A 22,287-nucleotide genomic window follows, 5' to 3' on the forward strand; every position below is an offset into this window, starting at 1 on the left:
GAAGGGTATCGCTATACGAGCAAAGCCCACCTTCGTGGGCTAGATTCTTTTTAGCCCACGAAGGTGGGATTTGTTTGTTTAGCCCCAGGCTTCTAGCCTGATGGGCTATTTGCTAAAATTGGATGCTCCCAAAGATGTGCCAGTTGCATAAGTCTTAACTCATTACTCATTACTCATTACTCATTACTCATTACTTATTACTCATTTAGTCACTGTCCACTGTGTCACAGGTGCCATTGCTTTCCAGCCGAGAAATTTACCAATGGGTTCAGCGCGTTGAATGGCGATGCGTGTGAAGTTGCCGCCAAATTTTTGATACCATGTAAATAATTTTTGTTCTCCCTCAACGGTGACTACGTTTGCTACTAAACGTCCACCTAGGGGTAAAGCTTGCCAACAGGTTTCTAATAGTCCTTCTGTGGTGACTCCTCCGCCAATAAATATGACATCGGGTATTGGTAAATCTACTAGTGCTTCCGGTGCTTTACCAGAAATGATTTTTAAATTTGGTACGCCCAGAGATGCTGCATTATTGGTAATATGCTGTAACCGTGCGGGGTTTTGCTCAATAGCGATCGCACTACAGCTAGAACTACTACGCATCCATTCGATGGAGATGGAACCGCAACCTGCACCCACATCCCACAGTAGTTCTCCCGGTTTTGGTGCTAATGCTGCTAGGGTGACGGCTCTAACTTCTTGCTTTGTAAGTTGTCCGTCATGCTCATAAGCTGAATCTGGTAAACCTGCTAGTTTGGATAAACCTGTAATTCCCGTATCCGCGATACATTCTACAGCAATCGTATTTAAGTCTGCAATCTCTATTTCTGCCCTGCTCCCTGCTCCCTGCTCCCTTGCTTCCCCTGTGGTGATACGTTCGTGAATTCCCCCCATTCTTTCTAAAACTGTAATTTTGCTACCATCAAAACCAGATTTTGTCAATAGTTGAGCGACAATTTGGGGAGTGTTTTTATCAGCGCTGAGAATTAATAATTTTGCGTTTGGGTGGAGATGCAAATGCATAATATCTACAGGATGACCACATAAACTCAAACATGTAACTTCTGTCAGTGACCATCCCAGCCGAGCGCAGGCTAAACTAAAGGCTGAAGGTGAGGGGATAATTGTCATTTCGGAAATTGGAATTTTCCGAGTTAAGGTGACTCCAATTCCGTAACACATGGGATCACCGCTTGCTAAAATGCAAACAGCTTGACCACGGTAAGCAATTATTTTTTCTACAGTAGCAGCAATTGGTGTCGCCCAAACGATTTTTTCCCGGTTGTCAGTGGGAGACAGCATTGCTAAATGTCTTTTTCCACCAACAATTATTTTGGCTTGTTCTACTAAAGCTAATGCTACCGGGTTCAATCCTTGAAGTCCATCTTCACCTATTCCCACTACCGATAACCATTTATGCATCACCATATCCTCAAAGCTACGAAAGAAACGGTTCATTTGGGTGGATTTTCCCACCTTTTACCACCTGCAATCACGATTGATTCTGGTGATACGGTGGAGGTGGAAACCTACACAGGTTATTATGTCCACAAAGAAGCACCAGCGGAGTTTTTAACTGCGGAATTTCTAGATATTTGCCAAAATTTACCAGATGAAAAAAAGATTTCTGGAGGTCCTCATTTACTGACTGGACCAATTTATATTAAAGATGCAGCACCAGGTGATATTTTGGAAGTGCGGTTAAAGTCGATTTCTCCAAGTTTACCTGTGGGTTTTAATGCAATTCGTCCAGGTTGGGGTGCATTACCGAAAGAATTTACACAACCAGCTTTGAGATTTATCGATTTGGATTTGGTGAATCAAGTTGCTGAGTTTCCCAAAAATTCAGGAATCAAGATTCCTTTGAAGCCTTTTTTTGGCATTTTAGGGGTAGCGACACCAGAGTGCGATCGCTCTTCAGTTCCACCGGGGTATTATGGTGGGAATATCGATAACCCTGAGTTACAAGCTAATTCCCGGATATTTTTACCAATTTTCCTACCTGGTGCTTTATTTTCCATTGGTGATGGACATTCTGCACAGGGTGATGGGGAAGTGAATGTAACTGCAATTGAAACATCGATGAATGGTGTGATTCAGTTAATTGTTCATAAAGACATACCTTGGAAGTTGCCCATTGCAGAAACTGAATCTGATATTATTACTATGGGTTTTGGGGTGACTTTGGATGCAGCTTTTGAAGATGCTTTAAGAAACATGATTAGTTTTCTTCAGGATGCGATGAATATGTCTGCTGAAGATGCGTATGTGCTGTGTAGTTTAGCTGTGAGTTTTCGCATTACTCAGGTTGTTAATAGTCCGCAAAAGGGTGTACATGGGATGTTGCCTAAAAGTATTTTACCTGGTGAGTGGAATTTAAAAAATAAGTAATGAGTCTGTTTTGTAACGGAGGATTTAACCCAGACACAAAATGGTCTGCCGTCGTTAGGTATAGTAATTATACCCCCAAATGTTGTTAAAAAACTAAATTACTTGCATAGCACTTACGCAACTGGCATATTTTTCTGTAGGGTGTGTGACGCTGCGAAAATATTTCAACGAAGCAATGAAACTTATCGCGTCACGCACCAATCGCTGATTATCATACTTGCCGCATTAATGTTATATTTTACACTTAATTAATAGTAGTAATGAACAAAATTTAACTTGGTTCTCCCAGTAAAATTATTGAACTTTTTAATCCTTTAATCACATGTGTTGTGACTTCGCTAACTGCTAAACCTCCAGCAGTACGATACCGTACAGAACGTAAAACCACCAAATCAAAATTTCTTGCTTCCTCAAGAATACTTTTGGCAATATCATCGCCCCTAACTGTTTTAATATTAGTACTTACTTGTAACTTGTGTTCTGACGCAATATCTAATATTTTCGATTTAAACGATTCAACTTGTCTTTGTGGAGTCCTAGGGTTAGAAATATGCAACAAAACCACTTCAGCTTGATTAGCATCAGCTAAAATTTGAGCAAATCTAATAGTACCGATAGTTTGACGTGTTAAATCTCCAAGAGGGACAAGAATCTTCCGAAATTCCGTCGGACTACTTAATAAGCGTGTAACTGCAACAGGACAGTGGGAAGACCAAAATATGCTATCAATTAGATTACCGAATAAACGCGCCCTTAAACCAATATTTGCAGACCAACCTAAGACAACTAAATTTGCATTCTGTTCACGACTAGTACGGCTAATACCTAAAGCAATATCATCATCAATCCGAATGACTGGTGATACTTCAACATCAAATTCTTTACTTATTTCTGTTGCTAAATCTAACCTTTGTTTACTTTGTGCTAGCCCTACTCTCACAAGAGGATTATCCATTTGTACATGTCCTTTTGTGATGGCTAGTGGTACCATTTTTCCTGATTCATGACGAGCTAAAAGTGCTGCCATTTCCAGTAAATAACGTTGGGTTTGTGGGTTGTAAATGGGGACAATTACAGTAAATACATTAAATATATTTTGAGTATTTTGGTCTGTCTCAACTAAATTATTCTGATTAGTCACAACTTCCTTGGAGTCTACATTACCCCACCAACTAAAGAAGTTTTCATCAGCTAATTCAGCTTGGGGAACAGTTAGAGAACTCGCAAACCTCGATGTAATCATCGGACCAACAATAGCAGTGACAAGCATTAATACAATAACGCTATTCAAAACTGCATCATTAATCAATCTTTCATTTGCAGAGTTAACAGTCTGATAAGCCACTAATGCTGCTGCTAATGTTGCTGCAACCTGTGGTAAAGATAACGACCACATCGTGATTAATTCCGCATTATTATAGCGATATAAGAGTTTCGCTAAATATGCAGCGATGAATTTACTACCAATTAAAGCAACGACAATTGCTATAGTAATAGTAAACGAACTCAGGGTTTTGATAAATGAGGGAATATCTATTAATAATCCCATATCCACAAAGAAACAAGGAATAAATAAAACGCTACCAATAAATTCAATTTTCTCTTTTACTGGGCTACGTCCCAAAACATCATTAACTGCTAATCCTGCTAAAAATGCACCAACAATTTTTTCTATACCAATAACTTGCGCGCCAACTGATGCTAAAAATAAAGCCAGTAAAATAAATAAGAATTGATTGCTTTGTTCATCACCAGTTCGTTTAAAAAATTCTTTCCCTGCCCAATCAAAACCAAATAAGACAACTAGGGAGTAAATTACTAATCCAGCTAATAAAGTCATTAGACTTAGAGGTGTAAATTCTCCTCCATGAATCCCCACACAAACGGCTAAAACTAGTAAAGCACCCGTATCAGTAAAAATTGTTGCACCAATTGTTACTGTTACAGCTTCGTTTGCTACTACTCCTAAACGGCTGACAATTGGGTATGCTAGAAGTGTATGTGAGGCAAGTAATGAACCAATTAAAACAGAGCTATTCCAGCTAAAATTGAATATTCTCCCCACAATAATCCCAGCAATCAGAGGAACTATAAAGGTTAATGAACCAAATCCTATAGAGCGGTTTTTAGTTTTCCTAAATTGTTCTAAATCTATTTCTAACCCGGCTACAAACATCAAATAGATTTTCCCAATATCGGAAAGCAATTTGATTGTATCTGATTCATGATTAAGCAGTTTGAATCCACTTTCTCCCAAAACTACACCTGCTATAAGCAAACCGACTAATCCCGGTAGTTTTATTCGCTCAAAGATGGGGGGAATTATAAATATGACGATTAAGAGAATCGTGAAGGAAATAATTGGACTATTGATCAAATTCATGATTTATTTACTGTGAAAAAAATATTATCGTATCAGCTACTTAGGTTAATAGAAATGAGTAATCAAGCTACTTTTTCATGCCAGTTAATAATTGCTTATAATTATACATGATGAACTGAGATTCCTATCACAACTCAATTTCATTTATATTATCGAAAAACAAAATCTATATACTTTTTTGTATTGCTTACTACTTAATATCTATCTGAAGAGGTAATTTCAAACAAGTCGAAAGTAAGTTTTGCGATGAGGATTTTACAAGGCAGCTTTGCGGGGTCATTCGATGGAACTAAACGTGCCAACCTGTACTAGTCAATGCCTTACGTCATCTAAGGTTAAAACACGGCGCAACTTGAAAGCTTTAGTAAACAAACGCTCCAAATCAAGTTTACAAGCACCTCCCCAAAAAACCAATAAGAACCTAAAAGTTTGCAATTTTGACTCAAATTCAACCTAACTTGATTGCCCCAAATCCTTGATATCACGGATTTTACAAATTTTGTAAGCATCTCCAATATCTAAAATTTTCTCCGGGTAAAGTGCAAGCAAATAAGGATTTGAGGTTTAAAAAACTTGCATTCAGATTTATTGGAGTACAAAAAAACAGAAAAAATAAAGGTAAAACTGTTCCCTGTTCGCTACCCCTACTAAAAGACTTTTTCAGCTAATCCTGCGCTACGCGTTTCTTGGATGCCCGAAAGGGCTATACAGCAGACCCTAAATATATAATGTCAAGCTCACAGTATATCTTCGTAAAGTAGAGGAACTTATTAACTTGCCAACCTAGTACTTTTACATACTTAAAATATTTCTCAAGAAAAAAACATAAATAATTACGAAAAAATCCGGAAGCTAAATAGTGAGAATACTGGTTATAGTAGCGAATAAAATCTTTTTTAAAGTTCGGCAAGTCAGTTGAACTTTTATAAACTTATTTTAAATTCAAAAACCAGGAATCTACTACTATCCGTGCTATGTATACGCAAAATATCCAGGAACTTCTCCAAATTTTTTTGGAGCATACACCTGTCGCTGTCGCCATGTTCGATCGGCAAATGGGTTACATTGCAGCTAGTCGCAAGTGGTTAAAAGAAAATGGTTATAGTCAACCAAATTCCCTTGATTCATATTATTCCCAAGTTTTCCCAAACTTTGCTTTAGATTGGAAAAACATTCATGAGCATTGTTTATTAACAGGTTTAACACAAAAATGCGATGCACAAAAGATAGTTAAAGCTGATGGTGCGGTTGATTGGTTGAAATGGGAATGTTCTCCTTGGTATGATGCAAATGGTGAAATTGGCGGTACTATTTTTTATATTGATATAGTTAATAACATTAAAGATACAGAAGAGGCATTACAACAAGCGGAAGCAGATATAAAGCTATATCAAGAACAACTAGAAGAGTACAAAAGAACTGAAGAGGAACGAAGAACTTTTGTCTCCTTAGTCGAAAATAGTTCAGATTTTATAGCGATCGCAACTCTTAATGGCGAAACTTTATATATAAACGAAGCTGGTCAAAAACTGGTGGGAATTGAAACAAAAGAGGAATATTTAAATACAAACATATCAGATTATCATGCACATGAGGATTTACCTTTTGTTGGGGAAAATATTTTTCCAGCAGTTACCCAAGAAGGTCGTTGGCAAGGTGAATTTCGCTTTAAACACTTTAAAACAGGTGTGCTAATACCTATTGAATACAACGTTTTCACCCTTAAAAATCAAAAAACAGGAGAACCTATCGCATTTGCTACTGTTACGCGAGATATATCAACACGCAAAAAAGCAGAAGAAGCTTTATATCAATCAGAAGCAAAATCTCGTGAACTTGCACGTCGAGAGCAACTAATAAACATTTTAGCTAGCCAAATCCGCGAATCACTTGACCTCGATCAAGTATTAGAAACTGCGGTAGTGGAAATTCGAGATTTACTACAAATAGATCGTTGTAGCTTCTCTTGGTTCAAAACCGATACCGAACCATATTCTTGGGAAACCCTTAAAGAATCAAAACATTCAGAACTTCCCACTTTATTAGGGTGTCATCCTGCCGAGAAAATCGGACCAGTCACCCAAATGTTTTTAAATCAAGAAATTCTCCAAATCGATGATGTAGAAGAATTTGACGAACCTATACACAGAAATTTCTTGGAACGTTTGGGTATTAAATCAGAAATAGTCTTACCAATCAAAACACGTTCTGGTCAAATTGGTGTCATAGTCTGCGGACATTGGAAAGAAACTCGTCCTTGGACTCAAGATGAAGTCGAATTATTACAAGCTGTTTTAGATCAAATTGCGATCGCTATTAATCAGGCAGAACTTTATACCCATAGTCAACAAGCTACACTAACTGCCACACAACAAACTCAACAAGTTGAACTAACATTAACAGAACTCAAACGTACTCAAAGCCAACTTGTACAAAGCGAAAAAATGTCCAGTTTAGGGCAACTTGTAGCTGGTGTGGCACACGAAATCAATAATCCCATCAATTTTATCTACGGTAATTTATCTCATGCAAGCCAATATACTGAAGATTTAATCAATCTAGTTAAGCTTTATCAACAAGAATATCCTCAACCAGAAAAAATAATTTTAAAAGAAATCGAAGCCATTGAGTTGGGTTTTTTAATCGAGGACTTACCGAGAATTATATCTTCAATGAAAGTAGGCTCAGAGAGAATTAGAGAAATAGTCAAGTCATTGCGAACCTTCTCCCGACTCGATGAAGCTGAGATGAAAACAGTTGATATTCATGAAGGGATAGAAAGCAGCTTGATGATTTTGCAACATCGTCTCAAAGCCAAACCAGATTACCCAGGGATTGAAATTATCCAGAACTATGCAAATTTGCCTCAAGTGGCTTGCTATTCTGGACAACTTAATCAAGTCTTTATGAATTTACTGATTAATGCTATTGATGCTTTAGAAGATGGAATTAGAAAGGGTAAAGTTTCAAATCCCGCTATTAACATCACCACTCAAATATTGGAGAATAATCGCATCGCTATAAGTATTAGAGATAATGCTATAGGAATCGAACCGGAAATTCAAAAGCGATTATTTGACCCATTTTTCACGACAAAACCTGTTGGAGTTGGTACAGGCTTGGGACTTTCCATTAGTTATCAAATTGTTGTTGATAGACATGGTGGGGAACTCCACTGTAATAGCGAATTAGGCAAAGGGACAGAGTTTTTAATCAATATTCCCATATTTCAAGTTGGCAATACTTAATAATATCTCTGAAGAAGAGACGTAAGCTCAAACGCACTTAGTTTGTAATCGCAAAAGCTTTATAGCAAGCCTTTTGGACTTCAAAAGATGTCATTTAGATGCTTCTAAGCTTAGTAATACTGGTGTACACACAAGTCATATTAGCCCTTTATAAGGGTAGGGCTATAAGAACAAAGCCTGCCGCCCAGGCTCGTTTCCTGTAGCGTAGCGTGCACTTGGCGCATGGGCTTTTAAAATCAATGTGAATAAATAAGGATTTTTAGAGTTGTGTGTACACCGTAGATAGATATTGCATGAAAATTTAAATCCTAAAAAAGCACAGAGTAAACAGCCTAGGTTTCACCTGCTCAAAATCTTTGGGAAAAACTACAGTTTTCTATATGAGGTTTAATCTAAATTCAAAAATCAGAAGAAGATCACTATTATATTTTTATGATTCATATATCTTGCGTTATGATTTCTTCACATTTTTAAGCAAGCAATAATCCTAGTTATAATCCTCACCATTTTTTAATACATTTTTATATAATCTATGAATTAATTCTCTTTATATTTGCTGTTTTATAAGTATTATTGCGTAAAACCCAAAATTAAATATTACTTGCGAAGATAATTTCTCGTTCCTGAGTATTTACTGCGGTCAAAGTTAATTGAATACTCTAAATTAGATTTATTGTCACGCTACCTTCTAATACAAAATACTAACTAAATTCAAATGTTTTGCAAGCATCAAGTTAGGGTTTAGTAGTGTTTAGAATGAATTAATGCAAAAGGTATTTGAGATTGATATGCTCTTAACCTTGATGCTGCTGAATTATCAGGTTGCACTATCAAATTGATTCCAGAAAAGTTAAGCATAGCCCAAATTACTATTTAAGCTTGAGCTACTGTAATTTTACTTGATAATTTTAGCAACAAAAGTGAGTTTTCAATGAAAGAGATCCTAGAGATAATTCAAGTTAAAAAGCAAGAATTTGCCAACCTACCTTTGTTTCAATTTATGCAAGATAAAGGTATAAATCCAAGACAAAGATTAAGTTTTGCTCCATGTATGGCTCACTTCATTATGAGTTTTAGTGATTTAAATAAATATGTTTTCAGGGACTATGCTCATTACTCACATGATCAAATTCAACACATGGTTAATGAACATACTCAAGAAGATGAATCTCACTCATCTTGGTTTTCAATCGATCTAGAAAAATTAGAATTGAATCATCAATGGAATTTTGCCAAAACAATTAACTTTATTTGGAGTGACGAAACTAAAATTACACGTCAAATATCATATCAAATTGCTGGATTAACTTTACAAGCTGAACCAGTTATAAAACTTGTGGCAATTGAAGCCCTTGAGGCAATGGGAAATACCTTTTTCTCTGTATCTTCAAAAATTACCAGAGAATTAAAGACAATCACAGGTAAAGAATACATGTACTTTGGAGAATCACATTTGGAGGTAGAGACAGGACATACGATGAATGAATCGGATATTGAAAAATATTTTACAGATATTCAATTAACTCAGTTGCAATATGAACAAGCAATTGATACAGTTGAAAAGATATTTGATATTTTTTCCGAATGGACTTACGAATTATTAGATTATGCACATAATCACCCTGTAGAGCTTATTCAGTATGAATTGGAAAGTTCTACATCCAAACTGGCAATTTACAGGTAAATAATATTCATAAATATCAGTCCTGTATTGTCAGGGCTAACAGTGGTTAGCCCTTGATAGCCACATTTTAATATGCTTTGATTATTATGTCACAGCAAGGAGCAAGAAAATATTGCTACGAAGCTTAAAAATCTCGCATTCTTAATTCATTGTGGGATAAAAATCACAAAAAAAAAGATATAAAACTGTTGCCCGTTCCCTGTTCCTTATCCCCACTAGAAGACTTTTACAGCTAACGCTGTGCGGAGAGCAGAACCTAGCTTTGATTGCCATAAGGTATTGAGCACAGAAAGCGATCGCACTTCATCCTAAATGCCATAATTTGAACTATCTTGTTTCCCATGTTCTATTTATGGTGTTACCTGAAAATTGGCTCATTTTGGTGATTGGTGGTTTGATTTCGGGAATTATGGCGGGTTTTTTGGGGATTGGTGGTGGTACTGTTTTGGTGCCGATGCAGGTGGCTTTGGGTTATTCTCCTTTACAAGCGGTTGCTACCAGTAGTTTGGCGATTGTGATTACATCGATTTCTGGAACTGTGCAAAATTGGCGGATGGGTTATTTTCGGTTTAAACCGATAATTATGTTGGGAATTCCGGCGATTCTGACTTCTAAGGTTGGTGTGGAGTTGGCAGAGTTGACGAAGCAGTATAAGCAGGGTTCGGGATTTTTGTTAATTGGCTTTGGTGTACTGCTGCTATTAAATATCTATTTGGTGGATTTGCGACAAAAATTAGTAAAGCAGGAAGTCACAACAACTTCTCGAAGTAACCCTGTTGTTTCGCGGGTAATAACTGGTGGTGCTGCGGGGATTTTATCTAGTTTGTTTGGGGTTGGTGGTGGTGTAATTATGGTACCACTCCAGATGTTGCTACTGGCTGAACCAATTAAGGTGGCAATCCAAACGAGTTTGGGGGTGATTGTGATGACAGCGATCGCATCTACAATCCAACACGCAGCAAATGGTAATATAGCTTGGATGGAAGGCGCTATTTTGGGTTTAGGTGGTTTAGTTGGTGCTCAAATTAGTACACGCTTTTTACCTAAGTTACCTGATGCTGTTGTTAGTATTGCTTTTCGTTCGCTGTTGGCGATTTTATCAATTTACATCTTTTGGCAAGGATGGCAAAGGCTGTAGGTGTATAAATACGCAGTTTTGCGAGATTATCCGACTCCGCAAAGGTGCCACCGTCCTTAGGCAGAGGAATTGAACCCTGAATATTTGTTAGGAACATCATATCAGTCAAGTTAGCGAAGCTGCTGCAATGTGAGCAGTTCGCACCAATTAGGTTATTCTGGTTGAGACTGGCTTCTGTTGATTTATCCCAAGTTAGCGATCGCACCAATTAAGTTATGCTGATTCAAGATAGCGATCGCTTCTGCCAATTCACTCCTAGTTACCTGTCCCATTCGTTCCACCATAATAATACCTTTTGATAAGGTTGCCAAAATTCTCGCATCAATGGTTTTTAATATTTGCGGAGTGTCAATTAAAACTACATCATAAATCTGTTCAAAATATTCTAGTAATTCTTTCATCCTATTTGAACTTAATAGTTTTAAACTATCTTCAGGCATAACTCCTGCTGTTAAAACATCAATTGACGGATGAATTGGTTGGATATAATCTTGAAATGAGGGATTTTCCTCATCTACTAACAATAATGATAAACCCCATTCATTGGATAAATCTAAAGTTTTATGTAAAGTTGGATTATGCCAATTTGCATCAATAATTAACACTCTTTGATGCATCCTCGCTGCACTTACTGCAAAACCCACCAGCAAATCTGATTTTCCCTCACCTGTACCCGCACAAGTCACCATCAATGACTTACAGGGAAACGGTGAATTGAGAACTTGAATATTTTGATAAGCAATATCAATCGCTTCATGGGAAGATGAATTAGATAAATGTTGAGGTGAATCAACAAATAATGTGGCAATTTCAGGAAAGGAAATTATTGGATGTTTTTGCTTTTTATTCCCAGATAATTTGGGAATTTTACCTAACAGACGCACATTCGTTAATTCCTGGAACTCTTGGGAACAATAAACGGTATCACTCAATAATTCCCAACAAAAAGCAGCTAATATTCCTAAAATTGGTGCAATGATCATTCCCCATAATAAAAATGATAATTTATCATTGCCGATAGATATTCCTCTTTCTGGAGACTCTAAAATTTTCCAATTAAAGCCAGTTTGAGTTACCTTTATATCTACCGAATTCTGTGATTCTACAAGCTTGTCTAAACTCTTACGATTTCGACTAATTTCCTGTTCCAGTCGATTTTGTTCCGTTAACAAGTGGAAATAATTACTTGATTCATTTTTGAGTCTTTGTTCTGCTGCAAGTAAACTTTTTTCTTTGCCTACTAATTCTGAAGTTTTTGTTTTGAGATTAATTATCTCCTCCGTTAGCTTCAAATTCATTGCAGTCATCGCAATTGGAGACAAAACTAAATCTTGACTACTCTTGACTAGCTTACTTTCTTCTCCAAACAAACCCAACTCTTTTTTTAAGAGTGACATCTGCATCTGATGTTGTTCAACTAGTTTTTGTACCACCGGAGAATATTCTGTATAGCGAATACGCTCTTTTGCTAAAGCTATTTCAGTTTTTTTCAGTTCATTAAGTAAAACTTGATTTTTGGTTTTAACCAGACTAGGAACAGTAAATACATTCCGAAAAGGTGAATTTAACTGTTTTTCCAAGTTTTGAGAATTCGCTTGTAGTTTTTGAAGCTGGGTACGAATAACTTGAATCTGATTTTTTGTATCTTTGAGTTTATTTAAAGCGGTTTTAGATTGTAACTGAAAATCAGCAAAATCGTGTTTTTTGCGAAAACTGAGAAATTGATCTTCAGCTTGCTTTAGTTCCTGCTTTACCTTGGATAATTGCTGATTAACAACTTCTGCAATTCTATCTTTTTCCTGTTTTTTCTGTTCAAGATTATAATCTTGATAAACCTGTTTTAATGCTTCTAAAACTTGCTTACTTTCATAGGAATTATCTGTTTGGTAGGTAAAATCAAAAATTTCTTCTTGACTTCTTCCAAATTCATTATTTAACCGCACCAATTTTAAAGGTGAATCTTGTGCGTTTTTACCTTTAATATCTTCTGCTTGAATTTCAGAATTAGCTAGATGAAGTAATTTTACTGCTTTATCAATTAGTTGAGAACTTAGCATCAACTTAAATTGACTATTAAAGTCTATTTCTTCATCTTTATTAGTCTGATCTTTTTCAGAATTAGAACTTACCAATATCTGCATCGAACTCTGGTAAGTTGGTTTTGCTAATATTGCCAAAACTACCGCAATTAACAAAGTAATACCAGAAACACCCGCAACGAGATTACGTCGATGTAACAAAACCATCATTAGTTGTTTTAGTTTGACAGTATATTCTGGTGATATCATCACCATTGGTCTTTGATTAAAACTAGTTTGAGCCACTACCAAATATCTCCTTAGAAGTAGTAATTATTACAATTTTTAGTGTAAACTTCAAAAATGTAGTCGGTGTTGACAGCTAATGAAATTGGCTTGGCAGTAAATCAAGTACATTGAAGAGGATGTTTTAGTCATAACCGTTATTAAACACATTCAATATTTATTAATATATATCCGCAAAAATAGCGAAAATTTAAGCTTATTTTTCTAACAATTAAAATATTCATTTCCTGTATAAAATTTTACATTTTATCTTTGTATATAGATCTAACTTAAGACTTTATCTATATTTGAATAGCAATTATGTACCAATTGTTCCCAATAGAAATAAAAATTATGCAGTTGCTTTGGTTTCGTCGAGATTTACGGCTAAATGATATGAGGTAGTCACGTTAGCGACTGCTAATAACGCTCCAGTTTTGCCCTTCTTTAAAGCAAAAGTAGAAGAGTTAAAACATCAACCCAAAGCAGAATTTTCCTTAAAAGCATTTCGTGAATGTCTACGATGGCATAATAGTTTTACACAGCGCCTATACTTTTATCCCCACGTAGCATACACCAATCGTTACCCAGAAATAGAACCTCTTTTGGATTGGTCATCTACCCGCAAAGTTAATGGTAAAATAGTATCCGACCTGCGGAAAAAAGTTAGGAAATGTCTGATTTTAGAAGGGGGTGAAGAATATGAAGGTGCAGTTGCTGCAAAAGAAAAAATAAATAAGTATTGGCAGCATAAACAGCGTGAGTATGAAAAATTTAGAATCAGAAATAGAATAGCTGGATAAAAACATCCCTTAATTAAAATGATTTGCTGAATAATTTCGCGTATACTTCGCATAATCACATAATTCAACCGGATGTTTATATGATTGAAATCATTAATGCCAGAATCGAGAATGATGTTTTACAAAGAATATTGGTAAATGATGAAAATCTCATTGAGCAAATTTTGCCAATGGGTTTACAACATCAACTCTCCACATCTGAAAATAGAGAAATAATTGACGTTGCCGGAGATTGGATTTCATTAGGTGGAATAGATTTACAAATTAATGGTTGCTTGGGATTAGCTTTCCCAGATTTAAATGCTGAGAATGCTTATATGTTGCCAAAAATCTGTGAGTATCTCTACAACTGTGGTGTTGATGGATTTTTGCCAACATTAGTGACAACATCAGTTGAAAATATTCACCGTTCTTTGGCAATTATTGATAACTATATAAATAATAGTTTCAGCGGCAGTATTCAGCAAGCAGAAATTCTTGGAGTGCATTTAGAAGGACCATTTTTAAATTATCAGAAACGCGGCGCACATCCGGCTGAATATTTATTACCTCTAGAAATCGCTGAGGTAAAAAGAGTTTTAGGAGATTATAGTCATATTGTAAAAATTATCACTCTTGCCCCAGAATTAGATCCCACAGGCGAGGTTATTTCCCATATACCCGATGGTATTATTATTAGTTTAGGACACTCACAAGCTACTGCAACTCAAGCACAACAAGCTTTTAATCGGGGTGCAACAATGGTGACACATGCATTTAATGCTATGCCACCCCTACACCACCGTCAACCTGGTTTACTGGGTGCTGCTATCACAAATCCCAATGTCATGTGTGGATTTATTGCTGATGGTGAGCATGTTTCACCTATGATGTTAGATATACTATTACGTGCAAGCTCCTATCAAGAAGGTGCTTTTCTTGTAAGTGATGCATTATCCCCTTTGGGTTTACCTGATGGAACTTATCCTTGGGATAGTCGAGAAATAGAAGTAGTGAATGGTACCGCCAGATTAACTGATGGTACTCTATCAGGGACAACTTTACCTTTGTTGGTGGGGGTACAGAATTTGGTAAAGTGGGGGTTGTGTGAGGAAAGACTCGCAGATGCGGTAAAGTTGCGCTTCGCTGAGACGATAGCGATCGCATTAGCAACCGAAGCACCAAGAAAAGCTATAGGTTTACCAGGTATGGGTGTCGGTAGCTATGCAAATCATCTTCTCAGATGGAGTTTTGATTTAGATAAACAGCAATTGCATTGGCAACGTCTACTCTAAATAATCTAACTTGCAGAAGCACCCTGTGGCGAAAATTATCTTTTTTCTCCGCTGATAGCAAACCTTTGTTGAATTGCTTGGGTGACAACTTGTTCTTTATCTGTAGCAAGTTTTTCAAGAGTCGCAGCAGGGGTTCTGGGGTGAGAAGCGATGCTGCGACGTACTTCTACATCTTGATGTTGAGCTAATTTTTCCAGAAGATATGCTGGTGTGTAAGGATTCTGTGCCACACTCAGAGCTAATAACCAGTATTGGTTATGTCCATCATCGACGGAACAGATTTGTTCGAGGATTTGAACTGGTGTATTGTGGTTACTAGCGATCGCACGCAACGTGGAAGACTCATGACTATAGAATAGTCGCTCCTGCGCTAGCTTTAATAACTTGTCACCAACTTGAGAAAGGACATTAGTGGGGGTTTGGGAATTTTCGGCAAGTAAACGTAATGTTTCTAAATGATCATCTGTAGCGAGCTTTTCTAAGATTTTAACGGGTGTATTAGGGTTTCCGGCAACCTGCGATCGCACATCGTCAGATTCGTCATCTGCTAACTTCTCCAAAACTTCTACAGGTGTTTTTGGGTTTGCTGCTAAATAAAATCTTACCTGTTCTTCCACATCATCGCCTAATTTCGCCAACGAAAATCTGGAAGTGTTGTAATTTCCTGCTACAGCACGACGAACATAAAAATCATCATGAGAGACTAATGATTCGAGAGTATCAGTATCAGTATCTATGTTATTTGCCAGAGTCCGATTAATAATTTTATCTCCAGTGGATTCGTTTTGGAGTTGGAATTCATGAGGGTTTGCAGTTCTATTCATGTTTGATGGAGAATAAAGGCGCTATGATTATAGAGTTCCCTGAAAATTGTCTGAAATTAACTACTTTAAGCACTCAATAACTATTTTTTACTTAAATTTATAATTACATTTCTTGGGAAACTAATTATCTTTTACCTAAAACACTTGTAGAGACGTAGCAGTGCTACGTCTCTACTATATATACATAAGATCTAAAACCGAAGTATCTTTTGGAGATATTACGTAATTACCGAAAGATTCTAGAATTTATAATTTTCTGTTCACCAAAGTGGCACTAGCTTGATCAACAGGCATTAAAATTACTTCATTAATATTGACATGTGCAGGACGAGTGGCACAAAAAAATATTGTGTCTGCAATGTCATCGGCAGTTAAAGGTGTAACTCCTTGGTAGACTTTTTCAGCACGCTGATTGTCCCCATGAAATCTAACTTGACTAAATTCGGTTTCTACCATTCCCGGATCTACAGAAGTAACACGGATTGGAGTCCCTAACAAGTCTTGTTTCAAACCCTCGGAAATCGCTTTGACAGCGGCTTTTGTTCCACAATATACATTTCCCCCTGGATAGGTTTGATGTCCAGCGATGGAACCAATATTGATAATATGACCATTTTTCCGTTCCACCATCCCAGGAACTACGTAGCGAGTCAGGTAAAGTAAACCCTTGATATTGGTATCAATCATTTCCTCCCAATCAAGGAAATTACCCTCATGAAGTTTATCTAAACCACGACTTAAGCCAGCATTATTGATCAAGATATCAATATTTGACCATTCCGGGGACAGATTAGAAATGGTGGATTCAACCGCAATGCGATCGCGTACATCCAATTGTACTAAATAAGCCGTCTGGGAAGTTAGTTGTAATGTTGTGGCAAGTTGCTCTAATTTTTCGTACCTTCTTGCCACTAAAATTAGCCTAGCACCCACATCAGCAAATACTTTTGCACAAGCTGCACCAATACCACTACTAGCACCAGTGATCAAAATAATTTTGTTTTGAAGTGAAACCATAATATGCAGGTGTCATGAATATCGCCTATTATCCCCTTGGATATGGTAACGCGATACTCCCGCAGGGAGTCGCGTTCACAATTTATTCCTGTCCTGATTAACTTCGCTACAAATCCAAAATTATCAATTAGACACAAAGACTTCGATGAAGTAGGTAGGCATAAATAAGCCAAACTATGTAACTTAATGTAAATAAGGTTCAAAGCCTTATCCCAACTGCCGACTGCCCACTGCCTGATCATAACTATGATTTTTCCCACCCACCTACTTAGCGATTCTTCATCAGCATAACGTCAATGATTTGATTAGCCACTTGCTCATTAAGACCCAAATAATGATATAAATCCTTTAAAAATCCTTGTTCATCTTGGGTAATGGCATCATTCATCAACATAATATCAGCAGCAACTGCAAACGCAGATTCGCGTAATTCAAATGATAAAGATTCCTTAGCCGTTTCAAACAAAGTATTGAATCCTTCACGGTGCAGAATTTTCAACAGCTTTTCCAAAATCTGATCCACTACTTCAGTAGAGTAAGTAGAAAATAGTTTTGTCCACGACAGTGCCATAGAAACTTTTTTCGTTTCCTCATCAGATGGATATCCATCCGAACCGACTGCTAGTAAGGCAATTGCTGCGAATGCTTCCGCAGGACTAAAAACTTCTCTTACAGTATTATTACTGAACTCATTGTCAAATAATGCCATTTTAATGTTATCCTTTCTGTGGAAGTATTTGAAAATGACGTTGCTACTAATGCTTGCCTAGGTAGGTAATAGCCCTAGTACAACGTCACTTTTCTGATAATTTAAGTATTCCCTGAAAATAGGTAAAAAATATCACGACTATCTAAGTATATTTATTTTGTTGAGAGAATAATCTACTGAGTAAATTTGGCAGATTGAATTCGCTAGTAGAATTATTTGATTCATAGAATCTAAAAGTTTAGATGAGTACCGACAAGAATTTTTCACAAATGATTGACAGATCCATCTGTAGGATTATTCTTGGGTGAATATGGGGGAATAACCCTCATCCCAAATATCTTGAATTCGATTTAGCCTAGGTTCGTATTCATTCAAGAAAATTGTAACTCTTCATCTCTAGACATAGTTTCTCAGAAAACTAGCCAAAATCTGTACCTAAACAGGATAAATCCCTCAGCATCACAGGTTTATCACAAATGATGGTATCTACTTTACCAAATCTTAATCAGAATGTAGTTGGTTTTTAATCTTGTGCCTGCTACCTTATTAGTAATTCACTTTTGCTGCAACATTTGAACCCTTCTAAATACTGAACTTGATAGTATTTGGAGGGGTTATTTATTAGGGCATGTTGGCGATGAATGGCGACTCTCAGTTTATCAATCGTGTCAAATCTTTTTTAAAGCTGGAAGTTGCCCCCCATGCGAATCAAATGGATTTTGAATCTCAAACTCTGTTCAATGCATTACGCAAACTGGGAAAAAAGGAACTTTTAGCACTGCGAGTTCCTCAAAGATGGGGTGGGAAAGAACTGAGTGATGCAACTTTCAATGATTTTCAAGAACTTGTGGCTAGGTATTCCGGTGCATTGGCTTTTTTGCAGACGCAACATCAAAGTGCAGCGGGGATGTTAGTTGCTAGCAATAATAGAGAGTTGCAGCAAAAGTATTTACCACGGATGGGAAATGGAGAAATTCTCCTGGGTATCGGTTTCTCGCAGTTACGACGCAAGGGACAACCATCGATAGTTGCGACACCTGTAGAAGGTGGATATCAATTGGATGGGGATGTACCTTGGGTGACAGGATGGGGAATTTTTTCCGAGTTTATTGTCGCTGCAACGTTGCCTGATGGTAAAGCTGTATTTAGCATTGTTTCCTTGGTGGATAGTAAGCAAGATGAAGGTGGTAGTATCAAGTTGAGTGCAGTTGCTAGTTTAGCCGCGATGACTGCAACAAACACCGTGACAGCAAAGCTAAACAGTTGGTTTTTGGCTGCTGCGGATGTGGTTTTTGTGAAACCAACTGGTTGGATTCACGAAAATGATCAAAATAACGTTCTCAAAGCCAGTTTTTTAGCAACTGGATGTGCCTTAGCTGGTTTAGATATTATTGAGACGGTTGCTAAAAGTAAAAATCTTCCTTTTATTGATGCTGCTTTTTCTCAACTTTCCCAGGAAGTAGATAATTGTCGGGTAGCAATTCGTGCAGCACAAAAAAATATCCATTTAGGAATGGCAGAAAAATTAAAATTACGAGTGTGGGCAATTGATTTAGCCGCAAGGGTTTCCCATGCTGCGGTGACTGTTTCTAGTGGTGCGGCAAATTATCAAAATCATGATGCACAACGTGTTTACCGCGAGGCTTTGGTATTTACCGTAACCGGGCAAACTCAGGAAGTGATGGCAGGAACCTTGGCTAGATTAGTCGGCAGGAAAGAGGAATTGGGGCAGATTTCGGCTACGGTTGCCGATTTTTCTGAGCCTTGCTCAGTGCGGAGCCGAGGTACGCTCAATCTAGAGGGTGCAGGGTGCAAGGGGGAAGAATATGACACAAGCTTTAAATATTCTGATCCGAATACCAGATCATCGTTTTCCCGTGTAATTCATCTTAGCCATGTAGTTGATGCTGATATCCCTCAATGGCAGGACGATCCAAAGGTTAAATTTACTACTATTGCTAGAATAGAAACACAGGGCTATTTTCTGCGAGAGTTGCAAATAGGGGAACATAGCGCTACACACATGAATGCACCCTGTAGCTTTTACGACAACGCTAAAAGTATTGATGAATATGCTGCCGATTCGTTAATTGTGAATGCGGTAGTTATAGATATTTGCAAACAAGTTCAAGAAGATCCTAATTATCAGCTTTCCGTGGCAGATGCGATCGCATGGGAACAGCAACAGGGTTTAATTCCTCCCCAGAGTTTGGTTCTCTTACACACAGGTTGGGGAGAGAGATGGGAAAATCCCCAAGCATTTATGAATCAAGATGCAGAGGGAAACATGAATTTTCCCGGTTTTAGTCTTGATGCTGTGAAATTCCTGTTAGATTCTCGCCAAGCCGCCGGAATCGGTATCGATACCCACGGTGTAGATGGGGGAGAAGATACAACTTTTGCAGTCAATCGGTTAGTTTTGGCAAAACAGAAGATTGTTTTAGAGAACTTGGCAAACTTAGAACAGCTACCACCTAAGGGTATAACCGTAGTCATTGGGATTTTGAGATTGCGTCATGGTTCCGGTTCACCAGTAGGAATTTTGGCATTATTACCAGACAGATGAATTTCAAAGTATAGCTCTCCGTTGTCTCCAAACGAACCTACACCCATATTCTGCCGCAGGTTCCTGTGTCGTTGAGGCGGAAAATTGTTAGTTTTACCTCGCTAGGGTTAAGGAACCGCAGAGGCGCAGAGAAAGAGGAAGAGAGAAAGATTCTAAAAGTTGGTTTACCCGGCAAAGTTAACTTGCCAAAGTAGTAGGACTCTAGTACCAATTTGAAAAAACAACGCGACAGATAGATATTTGTAGAGACGTAGCACTGCTACGTCTCTACCATTGCATGTGTTGCAATTATTATTTGAATTGGTATAACAAAGGAACTTTTCCTAGTTGCTAGTAAGGACTTTAGTCCTAACAAAGCGATTACAAAAGAAAGCAAACTTTGGTTGGTGAACTACTAGAAAGAAAATTTATGCTTTCACTGCCACTTTCTTCTGTTGACGCTTAAGGAGTGAAGTAGTTCCGAAAGCACCTATCGCCAATATACTTAACATGGAACTGGCTTCGGGAACGCTGGCTACTCTATAGGTGTGGTTATCTGTTTCAAAGGCAATACCATTTGAACGCATCACAACTTTGTCAAATTTTTCGCCTGCTTCACCGACAAGATTGATAAACATATTAGCTTTAGTGCTAGTCCAGCTACCATCAGCTATAGCAGTTGGCACATCTGAACCACTAAAAGTCTTTAGTAGCGTATCGCCCATGTAGATGTCCATAAAGTTATAACTATCTAATGAGCCTGCGTAAAAACCGAAATAATCAATAGCTTTTTTGAAATTAATAGAGACAGAGCCAGTGTTCCCTGCAACGCTGGTATTTTTAGGAGCAATTGTGAGATATTTGGTAGTAGTTCCAAGTGGTGAGGCATATTGACCAGATTTACTACCTTGGACAATATTAGTAGTAATACCAGAGTAATTTGCAAAATTATTTGGGTCATTGGCTGTGCCATCATCAAAGGTGACTACTTTTGTGTCAGAGTAGCTAGAAAACATATCGCCACTTACTCTCATTGTGATGGCACTAGCTGGATTTGCACTCGCTACAATCACAGTTATTCCTAGTAAAGCAAGAGATAATTTTTGCAGCATTTTAGTAAAATTCCTTGAAAAGTAGAAGAAAAAAATTAGTAATGATATTTGATTGAAAACCAACTATAAAAAGGTGGTTTAATTACTCAAGTAATGTACAAAGTCACAAGAAATCTTAGGTCTTATAATAAGTGAATTTGATTTGTCACAGTTAGCTAGAAGAACTAAGCTCGTCTTGACCCTTTGTAATCTAATTATTAATTTTTCTACTCTAGAAAGACACAGTACTTACACTAAATCTGTTTTAAAGATTAAGTGAAGCTTTTTTCTGCTGAAATAACCAATCTTCGTTCCGAATTGGACTACTTTGAAAATTGAAAGATACTTGAAATGGCTAATATTTAGAACTTATACCAATTCTCTGTAAAATGGGGAGCATCTAAATTGTATTATAAAGTAATGATTTGTCTCTGTGACGGGTTCTTGCTGTAAAAACCTTTTCAAGCCTTCTTTGGCTAAATTCATCTCTTTGTTTGATGTTTTTTGGGTTTTCTTTTGAAATCCGTGAATTAGAAGTAAGATGCTTGTCACGGTTCCGGTTCACCAGCGGGGATTTTGGCACTATTTCCGAACTGCTGAAAGAATTCGGCAACGGGTAGTTTACCACCGTAGGTATCGCCTCCATCTTGAGTTAGACTTAATCCCCAATTGGCAAGGGTCGGTTGATTTACGCGATCGCAAACCTACTTTTTTAAGCAACTGCGTAATCAGTAAATTTTGACTTCAATGGCAATTTTTTAATTATTCCGTTCTGCTGCAATAATTTTTTCAGCACCAATATCAATATATATCTCAACTCCACCGGAGCGAATTAGAAATTGTTCATCCGTGATCACCTAACTTTCTTTTTCTAATG

Annotated in this window: 17 protein-coding genes; 8 read left to right on the top strand and 9 right to left on the bottom strand. The window is 37.3% G+C overall.

All coding sequences use genetic code 11. The annotated features are described in order from the left end of the window. Positions 1–201 precede the first annotated feature (201 nt). Complete coding sequence (gene cbiE, locus CAL6303_RS02240; protein WP_238993763.1) at positions 202–1,458, bottom strand: precorrin-6y C5,15-methyltransferase (decarboxylating) subunit CbiE; 1,257 nt, start codon at positions 1,456–1,458, stop codon at positions 202–204. Between cbiE and CAL6303_RS02245 the strand changes: the two genes are divergently transcribed. Beyond that, positions 1,417–2,391 (top strand): acetamidase/formamidase family protein, encoded by a 975-nt coding sequence (locus CAL6303_RS02245; protein WP_015196195.1) that lies wholly within the window; start codon positions 1,417–1,419, stop codon positions 2,389–2,391. The genes cbiE and CAL6303_RS02245 overlap by 42 nt on opposite strands. Positions 2,392–2,662: 271 nt before the next feature. Here the strand turns inward: CAL6303_RS02245 and CAL6303_RS02250 are convergent, their stop codons facing one another. Beyond that, entirely contained in the window at positions 2,663–4,774 is a 2,112-nt protein-coding gene (locus CAL6303_RS02250) for a cation:proton antiporter (RefSeq protein ID WP_015196196.1), read from the bottom strand. 974 nt (positions 4,775–5,748) lie between these two features. Here CAL6303_RS02250 and CAL6303_RS02255 point away from each other — a divergent pair. The 3 genes from CAL6303_RS02255 to CAL6303_RS02265 all read left to right on the top strand — a co-directional run bounded on the left by CAL6303_RS02255 (position 5,749) and on the right by CAL6303_RS02265 (position 10,844). Continuing rightward, a complete protein-coding gene (locus CAL6303_RS02255) occupies positions 5,749–8,022 on the top strand; it encodes a PAS domain S-box protein (RefSeq protein WP_015196197.1) in 2,274 nt (757 codons plus the stop codon). A 931-nt stretch (positions 8,023–8,953) separates the two neighbouring features. Next, positions 8,954–9,706, top strand: a complete 753-nt coding sequence (locus tag CAL6303_RS02260; protein WP_015196198.1) for a hypothetical protein — start codon at positions 8,954–8,956, stop codon at positions 9,704–9,706. A 352-nt stretch (positions 9,707–10,058) separates the two neighbouring features. Next, positions 10,059–10,844, top strand: coding sequence for a sulfite exporter TauE/SafE family protein (locus CAL6303_RS02265; protein ID WP_015196199.1), 786 nt, complete (start codon positions 10,059–10,061; stop codon positions 10,842–10,844). A gap of 182 nt (positions 10,845–11,026) precedes the next feature. Here CAL6303_RS02265 and CAL6303_RS02270 read toward each other — a convergent pair whose 3' ends face one another. After that, positions 11,027–13,168: a GumC family protein gene (locus tag CAL6303_RS02270; protein ID WP_015196200.1), complete on the bottom strand. Its 2,142-nt coding sequence runs from the start codon at positions 13,166–13,168 to the stop codon at positions 11,027–11,029. Between the two features lie 416 nt (positions 13,169–13,584). Here CAL6303_RS02270 and CAL6303_RS02275 point away from each other — a divergent pair, with 416 nt between their 5' ends. Both CAL6303_RS02275 and nagA read left to right on the top strand, forming a co-directional pair. After that, positions 13,585–13,950, top strand: coding sequence for a hypothetical protein (locus CAL6303_RS02275; RefSeq protein WP_015196201.1), 366 nt, complete (start codon positions 13,585–13,587; stop codon positions 13,948–13,950). A gap of 80 nt (positions 13,951–14,030) precedes the next feature. Then, complete coding sequence (nagA, locus tag CAL6303_RS02280) at positions 14,031–15,224, top strand: N-acetylglucosamine-6-phosphate deacetylase (RefSeq protein WP_015196202.1); 1,194 nt, start codon at positions 14,031–14,033, stop codon at positions 15,222–15,224. 35 nt (positions 15,225–15,259) lie between these two features. Here the strand turns inward: nagA and CAL6303_RS02285 are convergent, their stop codons facing one another. From CAL6303_RS02285 to CAL6303_RS02295, 3 genes are all read right to left on the bottom strand, one after another. After that, entirely contained in the window at positions 15,260–16,048 is a 789-nt protein-coding gene (locus CAL6303_RS02285) for a hypothetical protein (protein ID WP_015196203.1), read from the bottom strand. A gap of 246 nt (positions 16,049–16,294) precedes the next feature. Next, positions 16,295–17,065: an SDR family oxidoreductase gene (locus CAL6303_RS02290; protein ID WP_015196204.1), complete on the bottom strand. Its 771-nt coding sequence runs from the start codon at positions 17,063–17,065 to the stop codon at positions 16,295–16,297. A gap of 268 nt (positions 17,066–17,333) precedes the next feature. Then, entirely contained in the window at positions 17,334–17,774 is a 441-nt protein-coding gene (locus tag CAL6303_RS02295; RefSeq protein WP_015196205.1) for a tellurite resistance TerB family protein, read from the bottom strand. 637 nt (positions 17,775–18,411) lie between these two features. Between CAL6303_RS02295 and CAL6303_RS02300 the strand changes: the two genes are divergently transcribed. Continuing rightward, positions 18,412–20,340 carry a cyclase family protein gene (locus tag CAL6303_RS02300; protein WP_015196206.1) on the top strand — a complete coding sequence of 643 codons (1,929 nt, stop codon included), beginning with the start codon at positions 18,412–18,414 and terminating at the stop codon, positions 20,338–20,340. A gap of 407 nt (positions 20,341–20,747) precedes the next feature. On the opposite strand, the gene CAL6303_RS02305 is transcribed toward CAL6303_RS02300, so the two are convergent. Both CAL6303_RS02305 and CAL6303_RS31680 read right to left on the bottom strand, forming a co-directional pair. Beyond that, positions 20,748–21,431 carry a hypothetical protein gene (locus CAL6303_RS02305; RefSeq protein ID WP_015196208.1) on the bottom strand — a complete coding sequence of 228 codons (684 nt, stop codon included), beginning with the start codon at positions 21,429–21,431 and terminating at the stop codon, positions 20,748–20,750. A 348-nt stretch (positions 21,432–21,779) separates the two neighbouring features. Further along, a complete protein-coding gene (locus CAL6303_RS31680) occupies positions 21,780–21,962 on the bottom strand; it encodes a type II toxin-antitoxin system RelE/ParE family toxin (protein WP_144050993.1) in 183 nt (60 codons plus the stop codon). On the opposite strand from CAL6303_RS31680, the gene CAL6303_RS29740 reads away from it, so the two are divergent. After that, entirely contained in the window at positions 21,952–22,152 is a 201-nt protein-coding gene (locus CAL6303_RS29740) for a hypothetical protein (protein WP_144050994.1), read from the top strand. The two genes, CAL6303_RS31680 and CAL6303_RS29740, sit on opposite strands and share 11 nt — an antisense overlap. Before the next feature lie 16 nt (positions 22,153–22,168). Here the strand turns inward: CAL6303_RS29740 and CAL6303_RS31615 are convergent, their stop codons facing one another. Beyond that, entirely contained in the window at positions 22,169–22,267 is a 99-nt protein-coding gene (locus CAL6303_RS31615; RefSeq protein ID WP_321572289.1) for an element excision factor XisH family protein, read from the bottom strand. Positions 22,268–22,287: the final 20 nt, after the last annotated feature.

Origin of the sequence: Calothrix sp. PCC 6303, from assembly GCF_000317435.1 — a bacterium.
Lineage (GTDB): Bacteria > Cyanobacteriota > Cyanobacteriia > Cyanobacteriales > Nostocaceae > PCC-6303.

Bases quoted from the DNA above. Each gene is read 5' to 3' on its own strand.
- CAL6303_RS02290 (WP_015196204.1), bottom strand. From the start codon at position 17,065: ATGGTTTCACTTCAAAACAAAATTATTTTGATCACTGGTGCTAGTAGT.
- nagA (WP_015196202.1), top strand. From the start codon at position 14,031: ATGATTGAAATCATTAATGCCAGAATCGAGAATGATGTTTTACAAAGA.
- CAL6303_RS02300 (WP_015196206.1), top strand. From the start codon at position 18,412: ATGAATGGCGACTCTCAGTTTATCAATCGTGTCAAATCTTTTTTAAAG.
- cbiE (WP_238993763.1), bottom strand. From the start codon at position 1,458: ATGAACCGTTTCTTTCGTAGCTTTGAGGATATGGTGATGCATAAATGG.
- CAL6303_RS02285 (WP_015196203.1), bottom strand. From the start codon at position 16,048: ATGAATAGAACTGCAAACCCTCATGAATTCCAACTCCAAAACGAATCC.
- CAL6303_RS02250 (WP_015196196.1), bottom strand. From the start codon at position 4,774: ATGAATTTGATCAATAGTCCAATTATTTCCTTCACGATTCTCTTAATC.
- CAL6303_RS02305 (WP_015196208.1), bottom strand. From the start codon at position 21,431: ATGCTGCAAAAATTATCTCTTGCTTTACTAGGAATAACTGTGATTGTA.
- CAL6303_RS02295 (WP_015196205.1), bottom strand. From the start codon at position 17,774: ATGGCATTATTTGACAATGAGTTCAGTAATAATACTGTAAGAGAAGTT.
- CAL6303_RS02260 (WP_015196198.1), top strand. From the start codon at position 8,954: ATGAAAGAGATCCTAGAGATAATTCAAGTTAAAAAGCAAGAATTTGCC.
- CAL6303_RS29740 (WP_144050994.1), top strand. From the start codon at position 21,952: ATGCTTGTCACGGTTCCGGTTCACCAGCGGGGATTTTGGCACTATTTC.
- CAL6303_RS02255 (WP_015196197.1), top strand. From the start codon at position 5,749: ATGTATACGCAAAATATCCAGGAACTTCTCCAAATTTTTTTGGAGCAT.
- CAL6303_RS02245 (WP_015196195.1), top strand. From the start codon at position 1,417: ATGCATCACCATATCCTCAAAGCTACGAAAGAAACGGTTCATTTGGGT.
- CAL6303_RS02265 (WP_015196199.1), top strand. From the start codon at position 10,059: ATGGTGTTACCTGAAAATTGGCTCATTTTGGTGATTGGTGGTTTGATT.